The sequence below is a fragment of the Actinokineospora iranica genome (assembly GCF_900101685.1).
Taxonomy (GTDB): Bacteria; Actinomycetota; Actinomycetes; order Mycobacteriales; family Pseudonocardiaceae; genus Actinokineospora; species Actinokineospora iranica.
The window spans coordinates 147815-170596 of sequence record NZ_FMZZ01000011.1 but is presented as its reverse complement, the minus strand read 5'-3'; the positions used below and the strand labels follow the sequence as shown (position 1 = coordinate 170596).

23 protein-coding genes are annotated in these 22782 nt (G+C 68.1%); 1 reads left to right on the top strand and 22 read right to left on the bottom strand.

From position 1 onward, the window contains the following. Positions 1-16: 16 nt before the first annotated feature. The 16 genes from rplN to rpsL form a co-directional block, all read right to left on the bottom strand. The gene (rplN, locus tag BLS56_RS22005) at positions 17-385 is read right to left on the bottom strand and encodes a 50S ribosomal protein L14 (protein ID WP_018682823.1); all 369 of its coding nucleotides are present in this window, start codon (positions 383-385) and stop codon (positions 17-19) included. A 74-nt stretch (positions 386-459) separates the two neighbouring features. Then, the gene (gene rpsQ / locus BLS56_RS22000) at positions 460-735 is read right to left on the bottom strand and encodes a 30S ribosomal protein S17 (RefSeq protein ID WP_091454137.1); all 276 of its coding nucleotides are present in this window, start codon (positions 733-735) and stop codon (positions 460-462) included. Continuing rightward, on the bottom strand, positions 732-974 hold the full coding sequence (gene rpmC, locus BLS56_RS21995; protein WP_091454134.1) for a 50S ribosomal protein L29: 243 nt from the start codon (positions 972-974) through the stop codon (positions 732-734). The genes rpsQ and rpmC overlap by 4 nt, the downstream gene beginning before the upstream one ends. Positions 975-976: 2 nt before the next feature. Continuing rightward, positions 977-1396 (bottom strand): 50S ribosomal protein L16, encoded by a 420-nt coding sequence (gene rplP / locus BLS56_RS21990; RefSeq protein ID WP_091454131.1) that lies wholly within the window; start codon positions 1394-1396, stop codon positions 977-979. A 4-nt stretch (positions 1397-1400) separates the two neighbouring features. Further along, positions 1401-2246 carry a 30S ribosomal protein S3 gene (gene rpsC, locus BLS56_RS21985; RefSeq protein WP_091454104.1) on the bottom strand — a complete coding sequence of 282 codons (846 nt, stop codon included), beginning with the start codon at positions 2244-2246 and terminating at the stop codon, positions 1401-1403. Further along, complete coding sequence (gene rplV / locus BLS56_RS21980; RefSeq protein WP_091454102.1) at positions 2246-2659, bottom strand: 50S ribosomal protein L22; 414 nt, start codon at positions 2657-2659, stop codon at positions 2246-2248. The genes rpsC and rplV overlap by 1 nt, the downstream gene beginning before the upstream one ends. A 40-nt stretch (positions 2660-2699) precedes the next feature. Then, positions 2700-2981, bottom strand: coding sequence for a 30S ribosomal protein S19 (gene rpsS, locus BLS56_RS21975; RefSeq protein WP_018682829.1), 282 nt, complete (start codon positions 2979-2981; stop codon positions 2700-2702). Between the two features lie 18 nt (positions 2982-2999). Next, positions 3000-3833 carry a 50S ribosomal protein L2 gene (gene rplB, locus BLS56_RS21970; RefSeq protein WP_091454100.1) on the bottom strand — a complete coding sequence of 278 codons (834 nt, stop codon included), beginning with the start codon at positions 3831-3833 and terminating at the stop codon, positions 3000-3002. A 14-nt stretch (positions 3834-3847) separates the two neighbouring features. Then, positions 3848-4147 carry a 50S ribosomal protein L23 gene (gene rplW / locus BLS56_RS21965; RefSeq protein ID WP_091454098.1) on the bottom strand — a complete coding sequence of 100 codons (300 nt, stop codon included), beginning with the start codon at positions 4145-4147 and terminating at the stop codon, positions 3848-3850. After that, positions 4144-4848, bottom strand: coding sequence for a 50S ribosomal protein L4 (gene rplD, locus BLS56_RS21960; RefSeq protein ID WP_091454095.1), 705 nt, complete (start codon positions 4846-4848; stop codon positions 4144-4146). The genes rplW and rplD overlap by 4 nt, the downstream gene beginning before the upstream one ends. A 1-nt stretch (position 4849) precedes the next feature. Next, positions 4850-5500 (bottom strand): 50S ribosomal protein L3, encoded by a 651-nt coding sequence (gene rplC / locus BLS56_RS21955; RefSeq protein ID WP_091454093.1) that lies wholly within the window; start codon positions 5498-5500, stop codon positions 4850-4852. 36 nt (positions 5501-5536) lie between these two features. Next, the gene (gene rpsJ, locus BLS56_RS21950; protein WP_003938093.1) at positions 5537-5842 is read right to left on the bottom strand and encodes a 30S ribosomal protein S10; all 306 of its coding nucleotides are present in this window, start codon (positions 5840-5842) and stop codon (positions 5537-5539) included. A 369-nt stretch (positions 5843-6211) separates the two neighbouring features. Further along, positions 6212-7405 (bottom strand): elongation factor Tu, encoded by a 1194-nt coding sequence (gene tuf, locus BLS56_RS21945; protein ID WP_091454092.1) that lies wholly within the window; start codon positions 7403-7405, stop codon positions 6212-6214. 132 nt (positions 7406-7537) lie between these two features. After that, the gene (gene fusA, locus BLS56_RS21940) at positions 7538-9637 is read right to left on the bottom strand and encodes an elongation factor G (RefSeq protein WP_091454090.1); all 2100 of its coding nucleotides are present in this window, start codon (positions 9635-9637) and stop codon (positions 7538-7540) included. A 70-nt stretch (positions 9638-9707) separates the two neighbouring features. Beyond that, entirely contained in the window at positions 9708-10178 is a 471-nt protein-coding gene (gene rpsG, locus BLS56_RS21935; RefSeq protein WP_018682836.1) for a 30S ribosomal protein S7, read from the bottom strand. 1 nt (position 10179) lies between these two features. Beyond that, complete coding sequence (gene rpsL, locus BLS56_RS21930) at positions 10180-10554, bottom strand: 30S ribosomal protein S12 (RefSeq protein ID WP_091454089.1); 375 nt, start codon at positions 10552-10554, stop codon at positions 10180-10182. Between the two features lie 964 nt (positions 10555-11518). Here rpsL and BLS56_RS21920 point away from each other — a divergent pair. Beyond that, the gene (locus tag BLS56_RS21920) at positions 11519-12118 is read left to right on the top strand and encodes a hypothetical protein (RefSeq protein WP_139190902.1); all 600 of its coding nucleotides are present in this window, start codon (positions 11519-11521) and stop codon (positions 12116-12118) included. 34 nt (positions 12119-12152) lie between these two features. On the opposite strand, the gene BLS56_RS21915 is transcribed toward BLS56_RS21920, so the two are convergent. The 6 genes from BLS56_RS21915 to BLS56_RS21890 all read right to left on the bottom strand — a co-directional run bounded on the left by BLS56_RS21915 (position 12153) and on the right by BLS56_RS21890 (position 22758). Next, positions 12153-12557 carry a type II toxin-antitoxin system VapC family toxin gene (locus BLS56_RS21915; RefSeq protein WP_091454086.1) on the bottom strand — a complete coding sequence of 135 codons (405 nt, stop codon included), beginning with the start codon at positions 12555-12557 and terminating at the stop codon, positions 12153-12155. Next, positions 12554-12826: a type II toxin-antitoxin system Phd/YefM family antitoxin gene (locus BLS56_RS21910; RefSeq protein WP_091454083.1), complete on the bottom strand. Its 273-nt coding sequence runs from the start codon at positions 12824-12826 to the stop codon at positions 12554-12556. Before BLS56_RS21910 ends, BLS56_RS21915 begins: the two co-directional genes overlap by 4 nt. Positions 12827-12932: 106 nt before the next feature. Next, a complete protein-coding gene (locus BLS56_RS21905) occupies positions 12933-16832 on the bottom strand; it encodes a DNA-directed RNA polymerase subunit beta' (RefSeq protein WP_091454082.1) in 3900 nt (1299 codons plus the stop codon). 84 nt (positions 16833-16916) lie between these two features. Continuing rightward, positions 16917-20420 carry a DNA-directed RNA polymerase subunit beta gene (gene rpoB / locus BLS56_RS21900; protein WP_091454080.1) on the bottom strand — a complete coding sequence of 1168 codons (3504 nt, stop codon included), beginning with the start codon at positions 20418-20420 and terminating at the stop codon, positions 16917-16919. Positions 20421-20753: 333 nt separating this feature from the next. Further along, positions 20754-21881 (bottom strand): hypothetical protein, encoded by a 1128-nt coding sequence (locus tag BLS56_RS21895; protein ID WP_139190901.1) that lies wholly within the window; start codon positions 21879-21881, stop codon positions 20754-20756. A 16-nt stretch (positions 21882-21897) separates the two neighbouring features. Continuing rightward, positions 21898-22758, bottom strand: coding sequence for a hypothetical protein (locus BLS56_RS21890; protein WP_091454076.1), 861 nt, complete (start codon positions 22756-22758; stop codon positions 21898-21900). Between the last annotated feature and the right edge of the window lie 24 nt (positions 22759-22782).

Sequence of the window (22782 nt, the reverse complement as noted above, 5' to 3'; positions counted from 1 at the left end):
ATCTTGGTCTTCATGATCAGAGCACCTCCGGCGCCAGCGAGATGATCTTCATGAACTTCTTGTCGCGCAGCTCGCGGCCGACCGGGCCGAAGATGCGGGTGCCGCGGGGCTCGCCCTCGTTCTTGATGAGGACGGCCGCGTTCTCGTCGAACCGGATGTACGAGCCGTCCGGACGGCGACGCTCCTTGACGGTGCGGACGATGACGGCCTTGACGACGTCACCCTTCTTCACACCGGCGCCGGGGATCGCGTCCTTCACGGTGGCGACGATGATGTCGCCGATGCCCGCGTAGCGGCGACCGGAGCCACCGAGAACACGGATGCAAAGGATCTCCTTCGCACCGGTGTTGTCGGCGACACGCAGTCGCGACTCCTGCTGGATCACTTCAACTCCTGACCATTCTTGGCCTGCCAGATTTCCGACCTGACAAGCTCGGCCTGACGGGTCTGCCTGGGGATTTACTTGGCCTTTTCGAGGATCTCGACCAGTCGCCAGCGCTTGCTGGCCGACAGCGGCCGGGTCTCCATCAGCAGGACGCGGTCGCCCACGCCAGCGGTGTTCTCCTCGTCGTGCGCCTTCACCTTGGTGGTGGAGCGCAGGACCTTGGAGTACCGCGGGTGCTTCTTGCGGTCCTCAAGGGCGACGACGATGGTCTTGTCCATCTTGTCGGACACGACCAGGCCCTCACGGACCTTGCGGGTGTTGCGAACCTCGGTCACAGTCTCTTCACTCATGCGGCACCTTCAGTGGTCGCCTCTGCGGGGGACACCGAGAGGCCCAGCTCGCGCTCACGCATCACGGTGTAGATCCGGGCGATGTCGTGCTTGACAGTGCGCAGCCTGCGGTTGTTGTCGAGCTGCCCGGTGGCCATCTGGAAACGAAGGTTGAACAGCTCTTCCTTCGCCTCGCGCAGACGCAGCACAAGCTCCTCGTCGGTAAGCTCACGCAGGTCAGCGGCAGTCGTGCTTGCCATTCCTAGAAGTCACCACCCTCACGCGTGACAATGCGGCACTTCATCGGCAGCTTGTGGATCGCCCGGCGCAGCGCCTCGCGCGCGATCGCCTCGTTCGGGAAGCTCATCTCGAACACGACGCGACCCGGCTTGACGTTGGCCACCCAGTACTCCGGCGAGCCCTTGCCGGAACCCATGCGGGTCTCGGCGGGCTTCTTGGTCAGCGGGCGGTCCGGGAAGATGTTGATCCAGACCTTGCCGCCACGGCGGATGTGCCGGTTGATGGCGATACGGGCGGACTCGATCTGCCGGTTCGTCACGTACGCGGGCTCAAGCGCCTGGATGCCGAACTCGCCGAACGTGACCTTGGTGCCGCCCTTGGCAGCGCCCGCCCGCTTCGGGTGGTGCTGCTTGCGGTGCTTGACCCTGCGAGGGATCAGCATTGGGTCAGCCCTCCCCGTTGCCAGAGGTGGGGGTGTCGACCGCGGCGCCGTTGGCCGCGGGCGCGTCCACCTTCGTCTGAGCCTCGGCGGCCGCGCGGCCCGCCTCGGTGCTGGTGGCGGTGGTGCCGGAGGCTCCGGAGCGGCGGGCGCGGTTCGGGCGCTCGCGACGCGGCTCACGCCGGGTGTCGGGAGCGGCGGACCGGGCCTCGTGCTCGCGGCGGCCGCCGACGATCTCGCCCTTGTAGATCCACACCTTGACGCCGATGCGGCCGAAGGTGGTGCGGGCCTCGAAGAAGCCGTAGTCGATGTCCGCGCGCAGCGTGTGCAGCGGGACGCGACCCTCGCGGTAGTGCTCCGAGCGGGACATCTCGGCGCCGCCGAGACGGCCGCCGCACTGCACCCGGATGCCCTTGACCTGCGGCGAGCGCATGGCCGACTGGATGGCCTTGCGCATCGCGCGCCGGAACGACACGCGGTTGGACAGCTGCTCGGCGGTCACCTGGGCGACCAGCTGGGCGTCGGCCTCGGGGTTCTTGACCTCGAGGATGTTCAGCTGGACCTGCTTCTTGGTGAGCTTCTCCAGCTCACCGCGGATGCGGTCCGCCTCGGCGCCGCGGCGGCCGATGACGATGCCCGGACGCGCGGTGTGGATGTCGACGCGCACCCGGTCACGGGTCCGCTCGATCTCCACGCGGGAGATACCGGCGCGCTCCATGCCCTTGGACAGGAGGCGGCGGATCTTCACGTCCTCCGCGACGTACTCCGCGTACTGCTTGTCGGCGTACCAACGGGACCGCCAGTCAGTGGTGATCCCGAGCCGGAAGCCGTGCGGGTTGATCTTCTGCCCCATTAGCGGGCACCACCCTTCTTGGCAGCCTTGGCTGCGGGCTTCGGCCGGGACTCGACCTCGACCGTGATGTGGCTCGTGCGCTTGCGGATCCGGTAGGCACGCCCCTGGGCGCGCGGCCGGAACCGCTTCAACGTCGGGCCCTCGTCCACGTACACCGTGGACACCCAGAGGGTGTCGGGGTCGAGGTTGAGGTTGTTCTCGGCGTTGGCAATGGCACTGGCGAGCACCTTCGCGACCGGCTCACTGGCAGCCTGCGGCGCGAACCTGAGCACGGCCAGGGCCTCGCTGGCGCTACGTCCCCTGATGAGCTCGACGACGCGGCGCACCTTCATGGGCGTGTCGCGAACGTAGCGAGCCCGAGCGACGGCGCGTGGAAGTTCCTCCTGCGCCGAGGCATCGTTACGGGCGTTCATCGCTGCTTCCCTTGCTCTCTCTACTAGTTCGTGCCACCGGCTAGCGGCGACGCGCCTTGCGGTCGTCCTTGATGTGACCCTTGAACGTGCGGGTCGGGGCGAACTCGCCCAGCTTGTGACCCACCATGGCCTCGGAGACGAACACCGGGACGTGCTTGCGGCCGTCGTGCACCGCGATGGTGTGGCCCAGCATGTCCGGGATGATCGTGGACCGACGGGACCAGGTCTTGATGACGGTCTTCTTGCCCGATTCGTTCAGCGCGTCCACCTTCTTGAGCAGGTGGTCGTCCACGAACGGGCCCTTCTTCAGGCTGCGTGGCATTGTCTTCTACCTCCCTGCTCAGCGCTTCTTGCCGGTGCGACGGCGACGGACGATCAGGCTGTCACTGGCCTTGCGGCGACGGGTGCGGCCCTCGGGCTTACCGGCCGGGTTCACCGGGTGGCGACCACCGGAGGTCTTGCCCTCACCACCACCGTGCGGGTGGTCGACCGGGTTCATCGCGACACCGCGGACGGTCGGGCGCTTGCCCTTCCAGCGCATCCGGCCCGCCTTGCCCCAGTTGATGTTGGAGTGCTCGGCGTTGCCGACCTCGCCGACGGTGGCGCGGCAGCGCACGTCCACGTTGCGGATCTCGCCCGAGGGCATCCGCAGCTGGGCGTACGGGCCGTCCTTCGCGACAAGCTGCACGCTCGCGCCTGCGGACCGCGCGATCTTGGCGCCGCCGCCGGGGCGAAGCTCGATCGCGTGGATCACGGTGCCGACCGGGATGTTGCGCAGCGGCAGGTTGTTGCCCGGCTTGATGTCGGCGCGGGGGCCGTTCTCAATCGGGTCGCCCTGGCGTAGCTTGTTCGGCGCGATGATGTAGCGCTTCTCGCCGTCGGCGTAGTGCAGCAGCGCGATGCGCGCCGTGCGGTTGGGGTCGTACTCGATGTGCGCGACCTTGGCGGGCACACCGTCCTTGTCGTTGCGCCGGAAGTCGATGAGACGGTAAGCGCGCTTGTGACCGCCACCCTTGTGCCGGGTGGTGATCTTGCCGTGCGCGTTGCGCCCGCCCTTGCCGTGCAGGGGGCGAATCAGCGACTTCTCCGGCGTCGACCGCGTGATCTCGGCGAAATCCGAGACACTGGCGCCACGACGACCCGGGGTCGTCGGCTTGTACTTGCGGATGCCCATGTTTGCTCAGTCCCTTACGCGGCCGGGCCGCCGAAGATCTCGATCGGCTTGCTCTCGGCGGACAGCGTCACGATTGCCCGCTTGGTGTCCTTGCGCTTGCCGTACCCGGTGCGGGTGCGCTTGCGCTTGCCGTTGCGGTTGAGCGTGTTCACGCTCACCACCTGCACGCCGAAGACCTTCTCGACCGCGATCTTGATCTGGGTCTTGTTGGCGTCCGGCGACACCAGGAACGTGTACTTGTTCTCCTCGAGCAGCCCGTAGGACTTCTCGGAGATCACCGGCGCGAGCAGGATGTCGCGGGGATCGGGGATCACTTGTCCTCCTCGGAGTTCGCCTCGGCGACCTCGGCCGACGACGCGCGCGCCTTGGCGGCCTTGACCGGGCGGCTCAGGAAGGCGTCCAGCGCCGCCTTGGTGAACACCACGTCGTCGTTGACGAGCACGTCGTAGGTGTTGAGCTGGTCGGGCGCGATGACGTGCACGTTCGTCAGGTTGCGCACCGACACCCAGGCGACGTCCTCGTCCCGGGTCAGCACGACCAGCAGGCGCTTGGCGTCGCTGATCGACTCCAGCAGCTGGCGGGCGGTCTTGGTCGAGGGCTTGTCGCCGTCCACCAGGCCGGTCACCACGTGGACCTGGCCTGCGCGGGCCCGGTCGGAGAGGGCGCCACGCAGGGCGGCGGCCTTCATCTTCTTCGGGGTCCGCTGCGCGTAGTCGCGCGGCTGGGGACCGTGCACGACGCCACCGCCGACGAACTGCGGCGCGCGGGTCGAGCCCTGGCGGGCGCGGCCGGTGCCCTTCTGGCGGTACGGCTTCTTGCCGCCACCGGCGACCTCGCCGCGGGTCTTGGTCGAGTGCGTGCCCTGGCGGGCCGCGGCCATCTGGGCCACGACGACCTGGTGCATCAGCGGCACGTTGGCTTGCACGTCGAAGATCTCGCCGGGCAGCTCGACGGTGCCGTCGGTCTTGCCCTCGGGGGTCTTGATCTCGACCGCCAGTGCGTTGGTCTCAGTCATCTCAGGCACCGCCCTTCGCAGCGGTCTTGAGGAACACCAGGCCGCCCTTGGGTCCGGGAACCGCGCCCTTGATCAGGATGAGGCCGGACTCGGCGTCGATCTGGTGCACCTTGAGGTTCTGGGTGGTCACCCGGACGTTGCCCATCCGACCGGCCATCCGCAGGCCCTTGAAGACCCGGCCCGGGGTGGCGCAGCCGCCGATGGAACCCGGCGAGCGGTGCTTGCGCTGGGTGCCGTGCGAGGCGCCGAGGCCCTTGAAGCCGTGGCGCTTCATGACACCCGCGGTGCCCTTGCCCTTGGTGGTGCCGGTCGCGTCGATGACCTGGCCAGCCTCGAACACCTCGACGGTGATCTCCTGGCCGACCTCGTAGCTCGCCGCGTCGCTGGTGCGCAGCTCCGCGAGCACGCGCCGGGGGGTGACGCCGGCCTTGGTGAAGTGCCCGGCCTCGGGCTTGTTCACCTTGCGCGGGTCGATCGCGCCGAACGCCAGCTGGACCGCGGTGTAGCCGTCGGTGTCCGCGTTGCGCACCTGCGTGACCACATTGGGCCCCGCCTTGACGACGGTCACCGGAACGATCCGGTTGTTCTCGTCGAAGACCTGGGTCATCCCGAGCTTGGTGCCCAGGATTCCCTTCATCTGCCTGTCAGACATGGCTCTATTTACTCTCCGCCGCTCTCCGCCGCACGCTTACTGGATGTTGACGTCGACACTCGCCGGGAGGTCGATGCGCATGAGCGCGTCGACCGTCTTCGGCGTCGGGTCGAGGATGTCGATCAGACGCTTGTGCGTACGCATCTCGAAGTGCTCGCGCGAGTCCTTGTACTTGTGCGGCGAGCGAATGACGCAGTAGACGTTCTTCTCCGTGGGCAGCGGCACTGGCCCGACGACCCGCGCGCCAGTGCGCGTCACGGTCTCCACGATCTTCCGCGCGGACGCGTCGATCGCCTCGTGGTCGTAAGCCTTGAGCCGGATGCGGATCTTTTGTCCCGCCATGATGGCTTGCCGTTCCTCTTCTCGTTGCGATCCTCGGCGGACCTCTTAGGCCGATGCCGCGCCGCGTCCCTGTTCAGAAGTCAATCCTTGTCGGAAAGCCCCGGCCCTTCCGGTCCACGCGGTCGGGCGTGTCGCGCCCGCTTCGCATACCGGTCCCTGGGAACTATCCGAGTCTTGAGGGGACTCAGGCGCCGCGAGGGACGAGCCGTGCGCTATCCGAAGGGCCGTAGGGGCCCCGGCACTCGTGCGGGGGCGGCCGGTGAAACCCAACCGGCCGCCCCGCGACGAGCAACCCATAAAGGATGCCACACCGGGGTGTGACCATCCAAATCGGGGTGGCCGAACGAGTTCGGCCACCCCGAAGAGGCACTACTTGATGATCTTGGTGACCTGACCCGCGCCGACGGTCCGGCCGCCCTCGCGGATCGCGAACCGCAGACCCTCGTCCATCGCGATGGGCTGGATCAGCTGCACGGTCATACCCGTGTTGTCGCCCGGCATGACCATCTCGGTGCCCTCGGGAAGGGTGACGACACCGGTGACGTCCGTGGTCCGGAAGTAGAACTGCGGGCGGTAGTTGTTGAAGAACGGGGTGTGCCGACCGCCCTCGTCCTTGCTCAGGATGACGGCCTGAGCCTCGAACTCGGTGTGCGGGGTGGTGGTGCCCGGCTTCACGATGACCTGGCCGCGCTCGATGTCCTCGCGCTTGATGCCGCGGAGCAGGAGGCCGACGTTGTCGCCAGCCTGGCCCTGGTCGAGCAGCTTGCGGAACATCTCGACACCGGTGACGGTGGTCTTCTGCGCCTTCTCGCGGATGCCGACGATCTCGACTTCCTCGTTCACGTTGACCACGCCACGCTCGATGCGGCCGGTCGCCACGGTGCCGCGGCCGGTGATCGTGAAGACGTCCTCGACGGGCATGAGGAACGGCTTCTCGGTCTCCCGCTCGGGCTCCGGGATGCTCTCGTCCACCGCGTCCATCAGCTCGATCAGGCGGGCGCCCCACTCGGCGTCGCCCTCAAGGGCCTTGAGCGCGGAGACCCGCACGACCGGCAGGTCGTCGCCGGGGAAGTCCTGAGCCGACAGCAGCTCGCGGACCTCCAGCTCGACCAGCTCGAGGATCTCCTCGTCGTCGACCATGTCGGACTTGTTCAGCGCCACCACGATGTAGGGCACGCCGACCTGGCGGGCCAGCAGCACGTGCTCACGAGTCTGCGGCATCGGACCGTCGGTAGCCGCGACCACGAGGATCGCGCCGTCCATCTGCGCCGCGCCCGTGATCATGTTCTTCACGTAGTCGGCGTGACCGGGGCAGTCGACGTGCGCGTAGTGGCGCTTCTCCGTCTGGTACTCGATGTGCGCGATGGAGATCGTGATACCGCGCTGCTTCTCCTCCGGCGCCTTGTCGATCTCGTCGAACGGCGTGAAGGGGTTCAGGTCGGGGTACTTGTCGTGCAGGACCTTCGAGATCGCCGCGGTCAGCGTGGTCTTTCCGTGGTCGATGTGACCGATGGTCCCGATGTTGACGTGCGGCTTGGTCCGCTCGAACTTCGCCTTCGCCACTTGATGTCCTCCTGGACTTGTACTTTCCGCCTGACCGAAGGGGTTTTCGGATGGCGGCTTCAGGGTCGAATGTGCGGACCCCGGGGAGTCCCCCGGAGAGCCCGCACTACTGTGCGGTGCTCCGGTTAGGGGTTACTCCCCCGTAGCCTTTGCGATGATCTCCTTCGCGACGCCCGCGGGGACCTCGGCGTAGGAGTCGAACACCATCGAGTAGTTGGCGCGGCCCTGGGTCTTCGACCGCAGGTCGCCCACATACCCGAACATCTCCGACAGCGGAACCAGCGCCTTGACGACGCGGGCGCCACTGCGCTCCTCCATGGCCTGGATCTGGCCGCGGCGGGAGTTCAGGTCACCGATGACCTCGCCCATGTAGTCCTCGGGCGTGGTCACCTCGACCGCCATCATCGGCTCCAGCAGCACGGGGCTCGCCTTGCGGGCGGCTTCCTTGAGCGCCATGGAGCCGGCGACCTTGAACGCCATCTCGGACGAGTCGACCTCGTGGTACGCGCCGTCCAACAGGGTCAGCTTCAGCCCGACAAGCGGGTAACCGGCCAGCACACCGTACTGCATGGCGTCCTGCGCGCCCGCGTCCACCGACGGGATGTACTCCCGGGGAACGCGGCCACCGGTGACCTTGTTGTCGAACTCGTAGAGCGCGCCGTCCGTGGTGGCCAGCGGCTCCAGCTTGATGATCACCTTCGCGAACTGGCCGGAGCCACCGGTCTGCTTCTTGTGGACGTAGTCGAGCTTGTCCACCGTCTTGCGGATCGTCTCGCGGTAGGCGACCTGGGGCTTGCCGATGTTCGCCTCGACCTTGAACTCGCGGCGCATCCGGTCGACCAGGATGTCCAGGTGCAACTCGCCCATGCCAGCGATGATCGTCTGGCCGGTCTCCTCGTCCTGGTTCACCTTGAAGGTCGGGTCCTCCTCGGCGAGCTTCTGGATCGCGGTGCCCAGCTTCTCCTGGTCGGCCTTGGTCTTCGGCTCGATCGCGACCTGGATGACCGGGTCGGGGAACGTCATCGACTCGAGGACGATCGGGTGGGCCGGGTCGCTCAGGGTCTCACCGGTGGTGGTGTCCTTGAGGCCGATGACCGCGTAGATGTGGCCCGCGATGGCCTCGTCGACCGGGTTCTCCTTGTTGGCGTGCATCTGGAAGAGCTTCCCGATGCGCTCCTTGCGGTCCTTGGTCGAGTTGATGACCTGGGACCCGGAGGCGACCCGGCCCGAGTACACCCGGACGTAGGTCAGCTTGCCGAAGAACGGGTGCACGGCGATCTTGAACGCCAGGCCGGAGAACGGCTCGTCGGTGTTCGGCGCGCGCTTGACGACGGTCTCGCCGTCCTGCAGCGTGCCCTCGACCGGCGGCACGTCCAGCGGCGACGGCAGGTAGTCGATCACGGCGTCGAGCATGGGCTGCACGCCCTTGTTCTTGAACGCCGAGCCGCACAGCACCGGGTACGCCGACCGGTTCGTCACGATCTTGCGGATGCCCGCCTTGATCTGCTCGACGGACAGCTCCTCGCCACCGAGGTAGAGCTCCATGAGCTCGTCGTCGGTCTCGGCGACGGCCTCGATCAGCGCCTCGCGGTACTCGGCTGCCTTGTCGGCGAGGTCGGCCGGGATCTCCTCGACCGCGTAGTCCTCACCCTTCTTGACCTCGCCGCGCCAGGTCAGCGCGCGCATCTCCACCAGGTCGACGACGCCGATGAAGTCGCCCTCGCTGCCGATCGGGAGCTGGATGGGCAGCGGCTTGGCGCCCAGGCGCTCGGAGATCGTGCGCACGGTGAAGTAGAAGTCCGCGCCCAGCTTGTCCATCTTGTTGACGAAGCAGATACGCGGGACGTCGTACTTGGTGGCCTGCCGCCACACCTGCTCGGACTGGGGCTCGACGCCCTCCTTGCCGTCGAAGACCGCGACGGCGCCGTCGAGCACCCGCAGCGACCGCTCCACCTCGACGGTGAAGTCGACGTGCCCGGGGGTGTCGATGATGTTGATCTGGTGGTTCTTCCAGAAGCAGGTCGTCGCGGCGGACGTGATCGTGATGCCGCGCTCCTGCTCCTGCTCCATCCAGTCCATGACCGCGGCGCCGTCGTGCACCTCGCCGATCTTGTAGCTGATCCCCGTGTAGAAGAGAATCCGCTCGGTCGTCGTGGTCTTGCCCGCGTCGATGTGGGCCATGATCCCGATGTTGCGGACCTTGGCCAGGTCGGTCAGCACGTCGAGTGCCACGGGTTCTTCCCCTGTCCTTGATGCAGCTACGGCGCCGCTGGAACCCCGACCGGGCGGCCGGAGCCGGTTGTCACCAGCGGTAGTGGGCGAAGGCCTTGTTGGACTCGGCCATCTTGTGGGTGTCCTCGCGGCGCTTGACGCTCGCGCCAAGGCCGTTGGACGCGTCGAGCAACTCGTTCATGAGGCGCTCGATCATGGTCTTCTCACGGCGCGCCTGGGAGAAGGAGACCAGCCAGCGCAGCGCCAGGGTGGTGGAGCGGCCCGGCTTGACCTCGATCGGCACCTGGTAGGTGGCGCCACCGACGCGGCGGCTCTTCACCTCGATGGTGGGCTTCACGTTGTCGAGCGCGCGCTTGAGCGTGACGACCGGGTCGGTGCCGGTCTTGTCGCGGGCGCCTTCGAGAGCGCCGTAGACGATCCGCTCGGCGACGGAGCGCTTGCCGTCCTTGAGCACCTTGTTGATCAGCTGGGTGACCAGCGGCGAGCTGTACACCGGGTCGGAGATCAGCGGCCGCTTCGGGGCCGGTCCCTTACGGGGCATGTCAGCTCTTCTCCTTCTTCGCGCCGTAGTGGCTGCGGGCCTGCTTGCGGTTCTTCACACCCTGGGTGTCCAGCGAGCCGCGGATGATCTTGTAACGAACACCCGGAAGGTCCTTAACGCGGCCACCGCGGACGAGCACCATGGAGTGCTCCTGCAGGTTGTGACCCTCGCCAGGGATGTACGCCGTGATCTCGATGCCGCTGGTCAGCTTCACGCGAGCGACCTTGCGCAGTGCGGAGTTCGGCTTCTTCGGGGTGGTGGTGTACACGCGGGTGCACACGCCACGCCGCTGCGGGCTCCCCTTGAGAGCCGCAGTCTTCTGCTTGGCGACCTTGTCCTGGCGGCCCTTGCGGACCAGCTGCTGGATCGTGGGCATAGACCGGCTTTCTCTGTTCACGCTCGACGACCACGCGGGCGCCGAAGGCACTGTGTACTTGCGGTTCCTGCTGCTCCACCCGCCCCCCGAGGTCGGGCGTGTCGCCCGGATCGGAGAAACCCGCGTGGGACTGAATCATCCCTGCGGGGTTCGGGAGGAACTCCGACGTGACTGGCAGGAGTCCGGTCACGGACGATCGGATGAACGACCATCAGCGCACGAACCGCGCGGCACAGGCACACGGACCGACCCGACATGGGTCGGGCACGAGTAGCAAAGATACCGTGACCCCGGGGGCGAGGTCAAAACGGGGTGCCCCGGAGCGCGCGAGTGGTGTTCCCACGACTTTCCTGGTCACTGCCGGTATCCGATCGATACCGTTTCGAGACTCCGGCGGCCCGCCGCCCGGCCCCAGCATAGGGCCCCGGTCGGGACGGGGCTGGCCGTGCGCCGCACACGGCCGACCAGAACCGGCCCGGCGGTGGTCGACGTGGGTGTTGGTCGACGTGGGTGTGGTCGACGTGGGGCGGTCGCTGGTGGCCCGGGTAGCCGGGGCCGAGGATGCCGGTGACGCCGTGGCGCGCGCCTGCCGCGCCGACCGGCACGGCGACTGCGGGCCGGAGCCGAGGACGACGGCGTCGCCGTGGAGGTGGCGGCCGCCGCCACCGCGCCCCCGGACCAGGTCGAGTCGCAGGTGTTCAGCTCGGCGTAGGAGAAGTTCACCGGGGTGCGGTCGTCGTCGCGCGGCGCGTAGATCCCGCTGAACGAAGACGGTGGCGGCCAAGAGCCTGCCCAGACGGGCCATGGCGCGCCTCCGGGGTCGCGGCGCCTGCCCGGCGTTCCGCGCCACCGGCCTGGGGATGAAGGCGCCCTCGGGGCGATAGGAGCTTGGCGAATCCGCCCCCGGGCCCCGAAACCGAGCCGATACCCTGCCGCCACCGGTTCCCGCTACGAAAGAGTGTCGATGAGCCACCCGCCGCACCAGGGACCACCGCACGGCCCGCCGCCCACCGCGGCCCCGGGTTACGGCCCGCAGCCCGGCTATCCCCCGGGGGCCATGCCGGGCCACCCGTACCCGGCGGGGCCTGCCTATGGGCCACCACACCCGCCGGGGTATCCCTCTGGGCCGCCGCGCCCGTCGCACACCGGGCTGTGGGTGGGCCTCGCGGTCGGTGTCGTCGCACTGCTCGGACTGGCGTTCACCGGATTCGTCGCGCCGGGTTTCTTCCTGAGCCCGCCCGCCCCGGCTTTCGATCTGGTCAAGGCGGAGCAGACGGCCGAACAATTCGGCGACGCCCTGGAACTTTCCGACGGCGGACAGCGGGCGATCGGTTTTCTCTGCGACCCCGCTGATTCAGCCACCACGGACCTCATCACCCAACTCAACGCCAGAAAACCACGCTACGTTTACATCATGACCCGAGTGTCCGACGCGACCACCGGCACTTACAACCTCGCAGGCGACCTGTCCAACCCGACCCAACCTTTTTACCCGGTCGCCGTCGTGGCGGTCGTCCAAGGCCGCTACTGCGTGCAGTCCTTCACCCGGCCACCCGCGTCCTGACCGGGAAGCGCCTCGATTCGATCCTGGAAATGGTCTAAGCCCCGGGAGCCGCCACCGGCAGGCCTGCCGCGGAAACCGCGGCCGCGAGCCGTTTGTCATAGGTCACGAACGCCGTGAGGGACTTGCCTGAGCCCACAAGATTCTCCGCCGTGGCCAGATGGATGGCGTCGAGTGTCCGCAGGTGCTTGTCGAGGTAAGCGGCAGCGGTCGCGCGGACTGGCCCATCGATCTCGAAACGCACAAATCCGGACAGGACGCTGGTGACGACGCCGAGCACGCCAGGGGCGGAACGCCGCAGCGCCCTGGGCACCTCGACTTCGGCCAGGGTCGACGTCACGATGGTTTCCCCCGGCCGGTCATTGAGCCAGTGCACGAAGGCGGCGGACTCCGGCTCAGGAGTGATCAGCTTGACGATCGCGCAACTGTCGAGATAGATCACCAACGCTCCTCGTCGCGCATGGCCAGCAGGGCCGCGCTTGCCGAGGCGCTCTGGTCGACCTCTCCCCGCGGGACCTGGAATGGACCGCGAACCGCGGCCGGGATGGCGCGACCCGCGGCGACGAGGTCATCGACGTCGCTGGTCCCGACGGGGACCAGGCGCGCGATCGGCTTTCCCCGGCTGGTGATCTCCAGGCTCTCGCCGTTGAGCACCCGTTCCAGTGCGCCCGCTGTGTCCTGGTTGAGGACGCGGACGGGGATCTGCTCCATGCCCGCTATTCTACTACATTTTGTCCTACATGCGCCCGGGAGCGGCCGCGAAGCGAAGCGCCCCCAGCCGCGGGGGCTGGGGGCGCTTCGGTGGAGCGATTTCGGGTCAGCGGTAGTCGCGGCCGAAGTCGTAGTCGTCCAGCGGGACCGCGGCGCCGGTGCCGGTGCCGAACACATCCGGGGTGTAGTAGCCGTCGTCGTAGGACGGGATCGCGTAGGCGGCGACCCGGGCCTCTTCGGTCGGCTGGACCTGGATGTTGCGGTACTTGTTGATGCCCGTGCCAGCCGGGATCAACTTACCGATGATGACGTTCTCCTTCAGGCCAACGAGCTTGTCGCTGCGGCCGTTGATCGCCGCGTCGGTGAGGACGCGGGTCGTCTCCTGGAAGGAGGCGGCCGACAGCCACGAGTCGGTGGCCAGCGACGCCTTGGTGATGCCCATCAGGACCGGACGGCCGGAGGCGGGCTCGCCGCCCGCCGCGACGACCCGGCGGTTTTCCGCCTCGAACTCGGCGCGCTCGATGAGAGCGCCGGGCAGGAACTCGGCGGCGCCGCTGTCGAGGATCGTGACCCGGCGCAGCATCTGCCGGACGATGACCTCGATGTGCTTGTCGTGGATGGACACACCCTGCGCCCGGTACACCTTCTGGACCTCGTCCACCAGGTGCAGCTGAGCCTCGCGCGGACCCATGACCCGCAGCACCTCGTGCGGGTCCCGGGTGCCTTCGAGCAACTGCTGGCCGACGTTCACGTGGTCGCCGTCGGCCAGCGGGCCGTCCGGGGTGACCGCGAGCCGCTGGCGCTTCGACAGCTTCTCGAAGATGATCTCCTCGCTGCCGTCGTCCGGCGTCAGGGTGATCTTCCAGAACCGGTCGCCGTCCTCGATGCGGACCCGGCCGTCGACGTCGGCGATGGGCGCCTTGCCCTTGGGGACACGGGCCTCGAACAGCTCCTGCACACGCGGAAGACCCGTGGTGATGTCGTCGTTGACCACGCCACCCTGCTGGAACGTGCGCATCGTGAGCTGGGTGCCCGGCTCACCGATGGACTGCGCGGCCACGATGCCCACGGCCTCGCCGATGTCGACCAGCTGGCCGGTCGCCATCGAGCGGCCGTAGCAGGTGGCGCAGACGCCGACCTGGGCCTCGCAGGTGAGCACGGAGCGCACCTTGACCTTCGACACGCCCGAGGACAGCAGCTTCTCGATCGCCGGGTCGCCGAGGTCGTCGGCCCGGTTCAGGATGACGTTGCCGTCGCCGTCCTTCACGTCGTCGGAGACGCAGCGCGCGTAGACGCTGGTCTCGACGTGCTGGTCGCGCAGGATCTTGCCGTCGGCCATCGGCTCGCCCAGCGTCATCACGATGCCGCGGGTGGTGCCGCAGTCGACCTCGCGGACGATGACGTCCTGCGAGACGTCCACCAGACGACGGGTCAGGTAACCCGAGTCGGCGGTGCGCAGCGCGGTGTCGGCCAGACCCTTGCGGGCGCCGTGCGTGGCGATGAAGTACTCCAGCACCGACAGGCCCTCGCGGAAATTGGACTTGATCGGGCGAGGGATGAACTCACCGCGCGGGTTGGTGACCAGGCCGTTCATGCCCGCGAGCTGACGGATCTGGGTCATGTTGCCCGCCGCGCCCGACTTCACGATCGTCGGGATCGGGTTGTCGTCGGGGAAGTTCTCCTCCATGGCGCGGGCGACGTCCTCGGTCGCGTTGCTCCACACCTTGACGAGCTCGTTGTTCCGCTCGGTCGAGGAGAGCTGGCCGCGCTGGTAGCGCTTCTCGACCGTGTCGGCCTTCTTCTCGTACTCGTCGAGGATGCCCTGCTTGGCGGGCGGCACGACGACGTCGGAGATCGCGATGGTGACACCCGAGCGGGTGGCCCAGTAGAAGCCCGCGTCCTTGAGCTTGTCCAGGGTCCGCGCCACGGTGACCATCGGGTACCGCTCGGCGAGGTCGTTCACGACCGCGGCCTGCCGCTTCTTGGGCATCGGCTCGTTCATGAACGGGTAGTCCGGCGGGAGCAGCTCGTTGAACAGCACCCGGCCCAGGGTGGTCTCGGCCAGCCACGGCTGGCCGGGGCTCCAGTCCTCCGGCTGCATCCCCGGACCCGGGTTGCGGTCGGCGATGCGGATCTTCACCAGCGACTGCAGGCCGATGACCTTGCGGTCGAAGGCCATGATCGCCTCGGCGGGCGATGAGAACGCCAGCCCGGCGCCCAGCCCGTCCTCCTTGAGGCGGGTCAGGTGGTAAATGCCGGTGACCATGTCCAACCGCGGCATCGCCAGCGGGCGGCCCGACGCCGGGGACAGGATGTTGTTCGAAGACAGCATCAGGATGCGGGCCTCGGCCTGCGCCTCGGCCGACAGCGGCAGGTGGACCGCCATCTGGTCGCCGTCGAAGTCGGCGTTGAACGCCTCGCAGACCAGCGGGTGCAGCTGGATGGCCTTGCCTTCCACCAGCTGCGGCTCGAAGGCCTGGATGCCGAGGCGGTGCAGCGTGGGCGCGCGGTTGAGCATCACCGGGTGCTCGGTGATGACCTCTTCGAGCACGTCCCACACGGCCGGGCGGGACCGCTCGACCATGCGCTTGGCTGACTTGATGTTCTGCGCGTGGTTGAGGTCGACCAGCCGCTTCATGACGAACGGCTTGAACAGCTCCAGCGCCATCGCCTTGGGCAGGCCGCACTGGTGCAGCTTGAGCTGCGGGCCGACCACGATGACCGAACGGCCCGAGTAGTCGACGCGCTTGCCCAGGAGGTTCTGGCGGAACCGGCCCTGCTTGCCCTTGAGCAGGTCGGACAGCGACTTGAGCGGCCGGTTGCCCGGGCCGGTCACCGGACGGCCGCGGCGGCCGTTGTCGAACAGCGCGTCGACGGCCTCCTGCAGCATCCGCTTCTCGTTGTTGACGATGATCTCGGGCGCGCCGAGGTCGATCAGCCGCTTGAGCCGGTTGTTGCGGTTGATCACGCGGCGGTAGAGGTCGTTCAGGTCGGACGTCGCGAAGCGGCCGCCGTCGAGCTGGACCATGGGGCGCAGGTCCGGCGGGATCACCGGCACGCAGTCGAGCACCATGCCCATGGGCGAGTTGCGGGTCGCCTGGAACGCGGCGACGACCTTGAGCCGCTTGAGGGCGCGGAGCTTCTTCTGCCCCTTGCCGTTGCGGATCGTGTCGCGCAGGCTGTCGGCCTCGGCGTCGATGTCGAAATCGCGGGCCAGGGTCTGGATCGCCTCGGCGCCCATCGACCCGGTGAAGTAGTCGCCGTAGCGGTCGATCAGCTCGCGGTAGAGCAGCTCGTCGGCGATGAGCTGCTTGATGTCGAGCTTGGTGAAGGTGGACCAGATCTCGTCCAGCCGGTCCAGCTCGCGCTGGGCGCGGTCGCGGAGCTGGCGCATCTCCCGCTCGCCGCCCTCCTTGACCTTGCGGCGCACGTCGCTCTTGGCGCCCTCGGCCTCAAGCTGCGCGAGGTCGGCTTCGAGCTTCTGCGCGCGGGCCTCGATGTCGGCGTCGCGCTTGTTCTCGACCTGCTTGCGCTCGACGCCCATCTCCGACTCCAGCGTCGGCAGGTCGTTGTGGCGCAGCTCGGTGTTCACCGTGGTGATGACGTACGCGGCGAAGTAGATGATCTTTTCCAGATCCTTCGGCGCGAGGTCGAGCAGGTAGCCCAGGCGGCTCGGGACGCCCTTGAAGTACCAGATGTGGGTGACCGGGGCGGCCAGCTCGATGTGCCCCATGCGTTCACGCCGCACCTTGGCGCGCGTCACCTCGACGCCACAGCGCTCACAGATGATGCCCTTGAAGCGGACGCGCTTGTACTTGCCGCAGTAGCACTCCCAGTCCCGGGTGGGACCGAAGATCTTCTCGCAGAAGAGCCCGTCCTTCTCCGGCTTGAGGGTGCGGTAGTTGATCGTCTCGGGCTTCTTGACCTCGCCAAAGGACCACTGACGGATGTCATCGGCGGTCGCAAGCCCGATCCGGAGCTCATCAAAGAAGTTAACGTCCAGCACGGAGGTTTCCTTCTCCCCTTCTTGGTTACAGCTTGAAATGGGGGATCAGGCCCCCGGCCCGCGCGCGGGCCGGGGGCGGCGAGGTCAGTTGACGATGTCGTCGACCGAGGCCGACTCATTGCGGGACAAGTTGATGCCCAGGTTGGCCGCGGCGCGCTCCAGGTCCTCGTCGTCGCCGTCGCGCATCTCGATGGCGGCGCCGTCGCTGGACAGCACCTCCACGTTCAGGCACAGCGACTGGAGCTCCTTGAGGAGCACCTTGAAGGACTCGGGGATGCCCGGCTCCGGGATGTTCTCGCCCTTGACGATCGCCTCGTAGACCTTGACGCGGCCGAGCACGTCGTCGGACTTGATCGTCAGCAGCTCCTGCAGCGTGTACGCCGCGCCGTAGGCCTGCATGGCCCAGCACTCCATCTCACCGAAGCGCTGGCCACCGAACTGCGCCTTACCGCCGAGCGGCTGCTGGGTGATCATCGAGTACGGGCCGGTGGACCGGGCGTGGATCTTGTCGTCGACCAGGTGCAGCAGCTTGAGGATGTACATGTACCCGACCGAGACCGGGTACGGGTACGGCTCGCCGCTGCGGCCGTCGAACAGGGTCGCCTTGCCGTTCTCCTTGACCATGCGCTCGCCGTCCCGGTTGGGCCGGGTCGAGGCGAGCAGGCCGGTCAGCTCGTTCTCGCGGACGCCGTCGAACACCGGGGTCGCGGTGTTCGTGTTCGGCTCGACGTCGTGGAGCTCCTCGGGGAGCATGTTCGCCCACTCCGGGTTGCCCTCGATCTTCCAGCCCTGTTTGGCGATCCACCCGAGGTGGGACTCCAGGATCTGGCCGATGTTCATACGACGGGGGACACCGTGGGTGTTGAGCACGACGTCGACGGGCGTCCCGTCCGCGAGGAACGGCATGTCCTCGACGGGCAGGATCTTGCCGATGACGCCCTTGTTGCCGTGGCGGCCCGCGAGCTTGTCACCGTCCTGGATCTTGCGCTTCTGCGCCACGTAGACCCGGACCAGCTCGTTGACGCCCGGGGGCAGCTCGTCCTCGTCCTCGCGGCTGAACACGCGGATGCCGATGACCTTGCCGGTCTCGCCGTGCGGGACCTTGAGCGAGGTGTCGCGGACCTCGCGCGCCTTCTCGCCGAAGATCGCGCGGAGCAGCCGCTCCTCCGGGGTCAGCTCGGTCTCGCCCTTGGGCGTGACCTTGCCGACCAGGATGTCGCCAGCGCCGACCTCGGCGCCGATCCGGATGATGCCGCGCTCGTCGAGGTCGGCCAGGACCTCTTCGGAGACGTTCGGGATGTCCCGGGTGATCTCCTCCGCGCCCAGCTTGGTGTCGCGCGCGTCGATCTCGTGCTCGTCGATGTGGATGGAGGTGAGCACGTCGTCCTGCACGAGGCGCTGCGAGACGATGATCGCGTCCTCGTAGTTGTGCCCCTCCCACGGCATGATCGCCACGAGCAGGTTCTTGCCCAGCGCCATCTCGCCGTTCTCGTTGCACGGGCCGTCGGCGATGACCTGGCCGGCCTCGACGCGGTCGCCCTCGGAGACGATCGGCTTCTGGTTGATGCAGGTGCCCTGGTTGGACCGGCGGAACTTGTACATCCCGTAGGTCTGGCGGGTGCCGTCGTCGGCCATCACCGTGATGAAGTCCGCGGACAGCTCCTCGATGACACCGCTCTTCGACGCCACCACGAGGTCGCCCGCGTCGACCGCGGCGCGCAACTCCATGCCGGTGCCGACCAGCGGGGCCTCGCTGCGCAGCAGCGGCACCGCCTGCCGCTGCATGTTGGCGCCCATGAGCGCGCGGTTCGCGGCGTCGTGCTCCAGGAAGGGGATCATCGCGGTCGCGACCGAGACCATCTGCCGCGGCGAGACGTCCATGTAGTCCACGTCGAACGGCTCGATCAGCTCGACCTCGCCGCCCTTCTTGCGGACCAGGACGCGCTCTTCTGCGAAGTGGTTCTGGTCGTCCAGCGGCGCGTTGGCCTGCGCGATGACGTGCCGGTCTTCCTCGTCCGCGGTCAGGTAGTCGATCTGGTCGGTGACCTGGCCCTCGACGACCTTGCGGTACGGGGTCTCGATGAACCCGAACGGGTTGACCCGCGCATACGACGACAGCGACCCGATCAGGCCGATGTTCGGGCCTTCCGGGGTCTCGATCGGGCACATGCGGCCGTAGTGGCTGTGGTGGACGTCGCGGACCTCCATGCCCGCGCGCTCACGGGACAGACCACCCGGGCCCAGCGCCGAGAGGCGGCGCTTGTGGGTCAGGCCGTCGACCGGGTTGGTCTGCTGCATGAACTGCGAGAGCTGCGATGTCCCGAAGAACTCCTTGATCGCCGCGACGACCGGGCGGATGTTGATCAGGGTCTGCGGCGTGATGGCCTCGACGTCCTGGGTGGTCATCCGCTCGCGGACGACGCGCTCCATGCGGGAGAGGCCGACCCGGATCTGGTTCTGGATCAGCTCGCCGACGGTGCGCAGGCGGCGGTTGCCGAAGTGGTCGATGTCGTCGACTTCGACCGGGATGGTGACCGCGTTCTCGCCGTCGCCGACCGTCATCTCGGTCTCACCGGCGTGCAGGCGGACCAGGTACTCGATCGTGGTGACGATGTCGTCCTCGGTCAGCACGCCGGTGTCCTTCGGGATGGACAGGCCGAGCTTCTTGTTGGCCTTGTACCGGCCGACCTTGGCCAGGTCGTAGCGCTTGTCCTTGAAGAACAGGTTCTCCAGCAGGGTCTGCGCGGACTCCTTGGTCGGCGGCTCGCCCGGGCGCAGCTTGCGGTAGATGTCGAGCAGCGCCTCGTCGGTGCCCGCGGTGTGGTCCTTCTCCAGGGTCGCCAGCAGCGTCTCGGAGAAGTGGAACCGCTCGCGGATCGCCTCGGTGGTCCAGCCCAGCGCCTTGAGCAGCACGGTGACCGGCTGGCGGCGCTTGCGGTCGATGCGCACGCCGACGGTGTCGCGCTTGTCGACGTCGAACTCCAGCCAGGCGCCGCGGCTCGGGATGACCCGGACGTTGAAGACGTCCTTGTCGGTCGTCTTGTCGATCGCGGTGTCGAAGTAGACGCCCGGCGAGCGCACCAGCTGCGACACCACGACGCGCTCGGTGCCGTTGATGATGAAGGTGCCCTTGTTGGTCATGACCGGGAAGTCGCCCATGAACACCGTCTGGCTCTTGATCTCGCCGGTGGTGTTGTTGGTGAACTCGGCCGTGACGAACAGCGGCGCCGCGTACGTCATGTCCTTGTCCTTGCACTCCTCGACGGAGGCCTTGACCTCGTCGAAGCGCGGGTCGGAGAAGGACAGGGACATGGAACCGGAGAAGTCCTCGATCGGGGAGATCTCGTTCAGGACTTCCTCGAGGCCACCGACGGGGCTCTCGTCACCGGCGTCGACGCGGCGCTGGAACCACGCCTCGTTGCCGGTGAACCACTCGAACGACTGAATCTGCAGATCCAGCAGATTGGGCGTGCCCAGAGGTTCACGGATCTTCGCGAACGAGACCCGTCGGGGAGCGCCCGGGATTCCAGAGTTCGAAGCAGTGGAGTTGGTCGCAGCAGTGGCCTTGGTCGCGCGGGAGACTGCCAAGATGCGTCCTTCCAGGACTATGAGCGGTTGACAGCCGCGCTAGCAAGAGTTAACGCGCCTGTCAAGGGTGCCGTGGTGCCCAACATCCTAGCTCTTGGCAAAGGGCGTGCGGGAAGTGGGCAGCGCAAAGGGGCAGTCTAGCCACTAAATGGGCGACTGTCGAGGCCCGCCGCTCAATCGGTCCTCCCGCTCAGTACGTGCTGGGTTACAGCGTGACCCCGCCCGGTCGCTGAGTCAAGATGCCACGCCAACCAGTCCACTTTTGCAGCAGTGTGCGCTCACTCACGAACCTACGCTTGACCTGGGGAAACACAACTGCTAGCCGACCGGGAGTCAGCATGTGGCCGGGTCGTTGCCCGCGGGCAGCGGCTGGTTGAGCATGTCGAACTCGGTGATCTTCCAGACACCGTCCTGGCGCTCCGCGCGGATGCCGAACTGGGCTCCGCTGGCCGAAGTCTGGTCCTGGTCGGTGCGCGTCGTCGTCTGGTCGACGAAGACCAACAGGTCGGCCTGGTCGCCCTCAAGCCGCTGCACGCCCATCTCGCGGACCTTGGTCGTCAGGACGAGCTTCTGCTGCGGGGCGAGATCCTTGAGCTGACCGAAGAGCTTGTCGTACTCGCAGACCGCCTTGCCCGCGAGGCTCTCCCGGACGGCCTTGGCGGTGGCTTCGAGGTCGGTGTGGTTGTAGGACAGCGCGCTCTCCACGGCCCCGCGCAGCTTGCCGGTGATCTCACTGGTGGCCGCCGGGTCGATGACGGCCCGGTTCCGCGCGTCCGCCCCCGCGGTGAGCGAGTCCGCCTCGCCCTTGAACCAGAACGCGGCTCCCGCCAGGACCAGCGCCAGCACGCCCAGGGCGATGGCCAGGTTGAACCCCCGGGACCGGGCCCGGGCGGCCGTCTCGGCCGCGGTCGGCTCCGCCTCCGCCGCGCGCCTGCGGCCGCCGGAGCCACGCTCGACGGTGCTCATGTACTCCGGCACGGCCGAGCCCTGGGCACGGCGCTTACCGGCGGGCCGTGAGCCCGCGCCGTCCTCCTGCTTACCCGCGTCCTGCTTTGCGCCGACTGCGGTGTCGGGAACGGTCGCGGTGGCGTCCGCGCCGAGAACGCCTGCCGTGGCGGCCTGCTTGGGCCGGGGCGACGGCCGCGGCGTCGGCCGGGGCGTCAGGCGCGGCGGCGCGGGGATCTCGGGGGCCGCAGCGGCGAGGCCGGGGCGGGGCGGGACCTTCGCGGGCTTCTCGGCGGTGTCGGCTTGCCCGGTCTTCGCGGTGCTGCCCGACCCGGTGGTCTTACCCGCACCGGACTTGCCCGCGGCGGTCTTGTCGACGCCTGCCTGGTCGGTGGGGTTGTCGTCAATGGTGGGCGCGGTCGGCTCGGGGGTGCCGGTGGGCTTGCGCAGGCCTGCCACCTTGGGGCGGCGGGTGGGCTGAACTGCCGGACGGCGGCGGGGCGGGGGCGTGGGCACTGCGGGGTCCTCTCGGCTATCCGGCGGGCGTGAAGGGCACATAACCGAGCCCGCTGAGCTTCCATCCGGTGTCCGTGCGGTCCAGGGAGCCCCGGATGCGCTGGAACTTCTGGTAGGCGGGCTTGCCCTCGGGGGCCACGTCGATCCGGATCGCGGCGATGACCTCGGCCTTGCCCTCGCTCTTTTCGAGGTTGATGACGGCGGTCTTGAGGACGGTGGCCGTGGTGACCGTCTTGGCCTGCTCGATGGTGGTCTTGGTGGCCGCGCGGCGGCTGTTCACCTCGTCCAGCAGGGGGCCGGTGGCGGTGGCGGCCCAGCGGTCGAAGTCCTCGTCGACCTTGTGGAAGTCGAGGCTGTTGAAGGTCACGATGCCCGCGCTGGCGACCCGGGCGACCTCGTCCCGCAGCCGGGCCAACTCCAAGTCCTCGTTCCCCGCCGCCCGCGCCCAGGCGACGCCGAACCACGCCGCGAGCCCCCCGGCGGCGACCGCCAGCACCAGCGCCGCCACCACGAACGGATTCGGCCCCGGGCGCTTGCCCGCGACACCACCGGCGTCGCCGCCATCGTCGCCGTTGCCCGCTTCAGCGCGCCCGGCCCCGTTCGCGCTGTCAGCGCTATCGCCGCCGCTGGTGTCGCCTGCGTCGCTGGCAGCGCTCTCGGCCCCGCCGGTCTCGTCGGCACGACCAGCGCTATCGGCACCGACATTGTCCTCGGCGCCATCCGCACCAACAGCACTCTCCGCGCCACCGGTCCCATCGACACCGCGAGTGCCTTCATCGGCGGCGCCCTTGGCGCCGTCGGTGGCGTCTGGGCTGTCGGCGGGGCCCGGCGGGGTCACCGAAGACTCCGGTGGCTCTTCAGTGTCCGTGGTGGTCATGGCGCTCCAGGGTAGACCGTGCGC

Bases quoted from the DNA above. Each gene is read 5' to 3' on its own strand.
- BLS56_RS21890 (WP_091454076.1), bottom strand. From the start codon at position 22,758: ATGACCACCACGGACACTGAAGAGCCACCGGAGTCTTCGGTGACCCCG.
- rpsQ (WP_091454137.1), bottom strand. From the start codon at position 735: ATGAGTGAAGAGACTGTGACCGAGGTTCGCAACACCCGCAAGGTCCGT.
- rplV (WP_091454102.1), bottom strand. From the start codon at position 2,659: ATGAACGCCCGTAACGATGCCTCGGCGCAGGAGGAACTTCCACGCGCC.
- BLS56_RS21920 (WP_139190902.1), top strand. From the start codon at position 11,519: ATGAGCCACCCGCCGCACCAGGGACCACCGCACGGCCCGCCGCCCACC.
- BLS56_RS21910 (WP_091454083.1), bottom strand. From the start codon at position 12,826: ATGGAGCAGATCCCCGTCCGCGTCCTCAACCAGGACACAGCGGGCGCA.
- rpmC (WP_091454134.1), bottom strand. From the start codon at position 974: ATGGCAAGCACGACTGCCGCTGACCTGCGTGAGCTTACCGACGAGGAG.
- rplD (WP_091454095.1), bottom strand. From the start codon at position 4,848: ATGACTGAGACCAACGCACTGGCGGTCGAGATCAAGACCCCCGAGGGC.
- rpsL (WP_091454089.1), bottom strand. From the start codon at position 10,554: ATGCCCACGATCCAGCAGCTGGTCCGCAAGGGCCGCCAGGACAAGGTC.
- rpsG (WP_018682836.1), bottom strand. From the start codon at position 10,178: ATGCCCCGTAAGGGACCGGCCCCGAAGCGGCCGCTGATCTCCGACCCG.
- rpsC (WP_091454104.1), bottom strand. From the start codon at position 2,246: ATGGGGCAGAAGATCAACCCGCACGGCTTCCGGCTCGGGATCACCACT.
- rpsS (WP_018682829.1), bottom strand. From the start codon at position 2,981: ATGCCACGCAGCCTGAAGAAGGGCCCGTTCGTGGACGACCACCTGCTC.
- rplP (WP_091454131.1), bottom strand. From the start codon at position 1,396: ATGCTGATCCCTCGCAGGGTCAAGCACCGCAAGCAGCACCACCCGAAG.
- rplC (WP_091454093.1), bottom strand. From the start codon at position 5,500: ATGTCTGACAGGCAGATGAAGGGAATCCTGGGCACCAAGCTCGGGATG.
- rplB (WP_091454100.1), bottom strand. From the start codon at position 3,833: ATGGGCATCCGCAAGTACAAGCCGACGACCCCGGGTCGTCGTGGCGCC.
- rpsJ (WP_003938093.1), bottom strand. From the start codon at position 5,842: ATGGCGGGACAAAAGATCCGCATCCGGCTCAAGGCTTACGACCACGAG.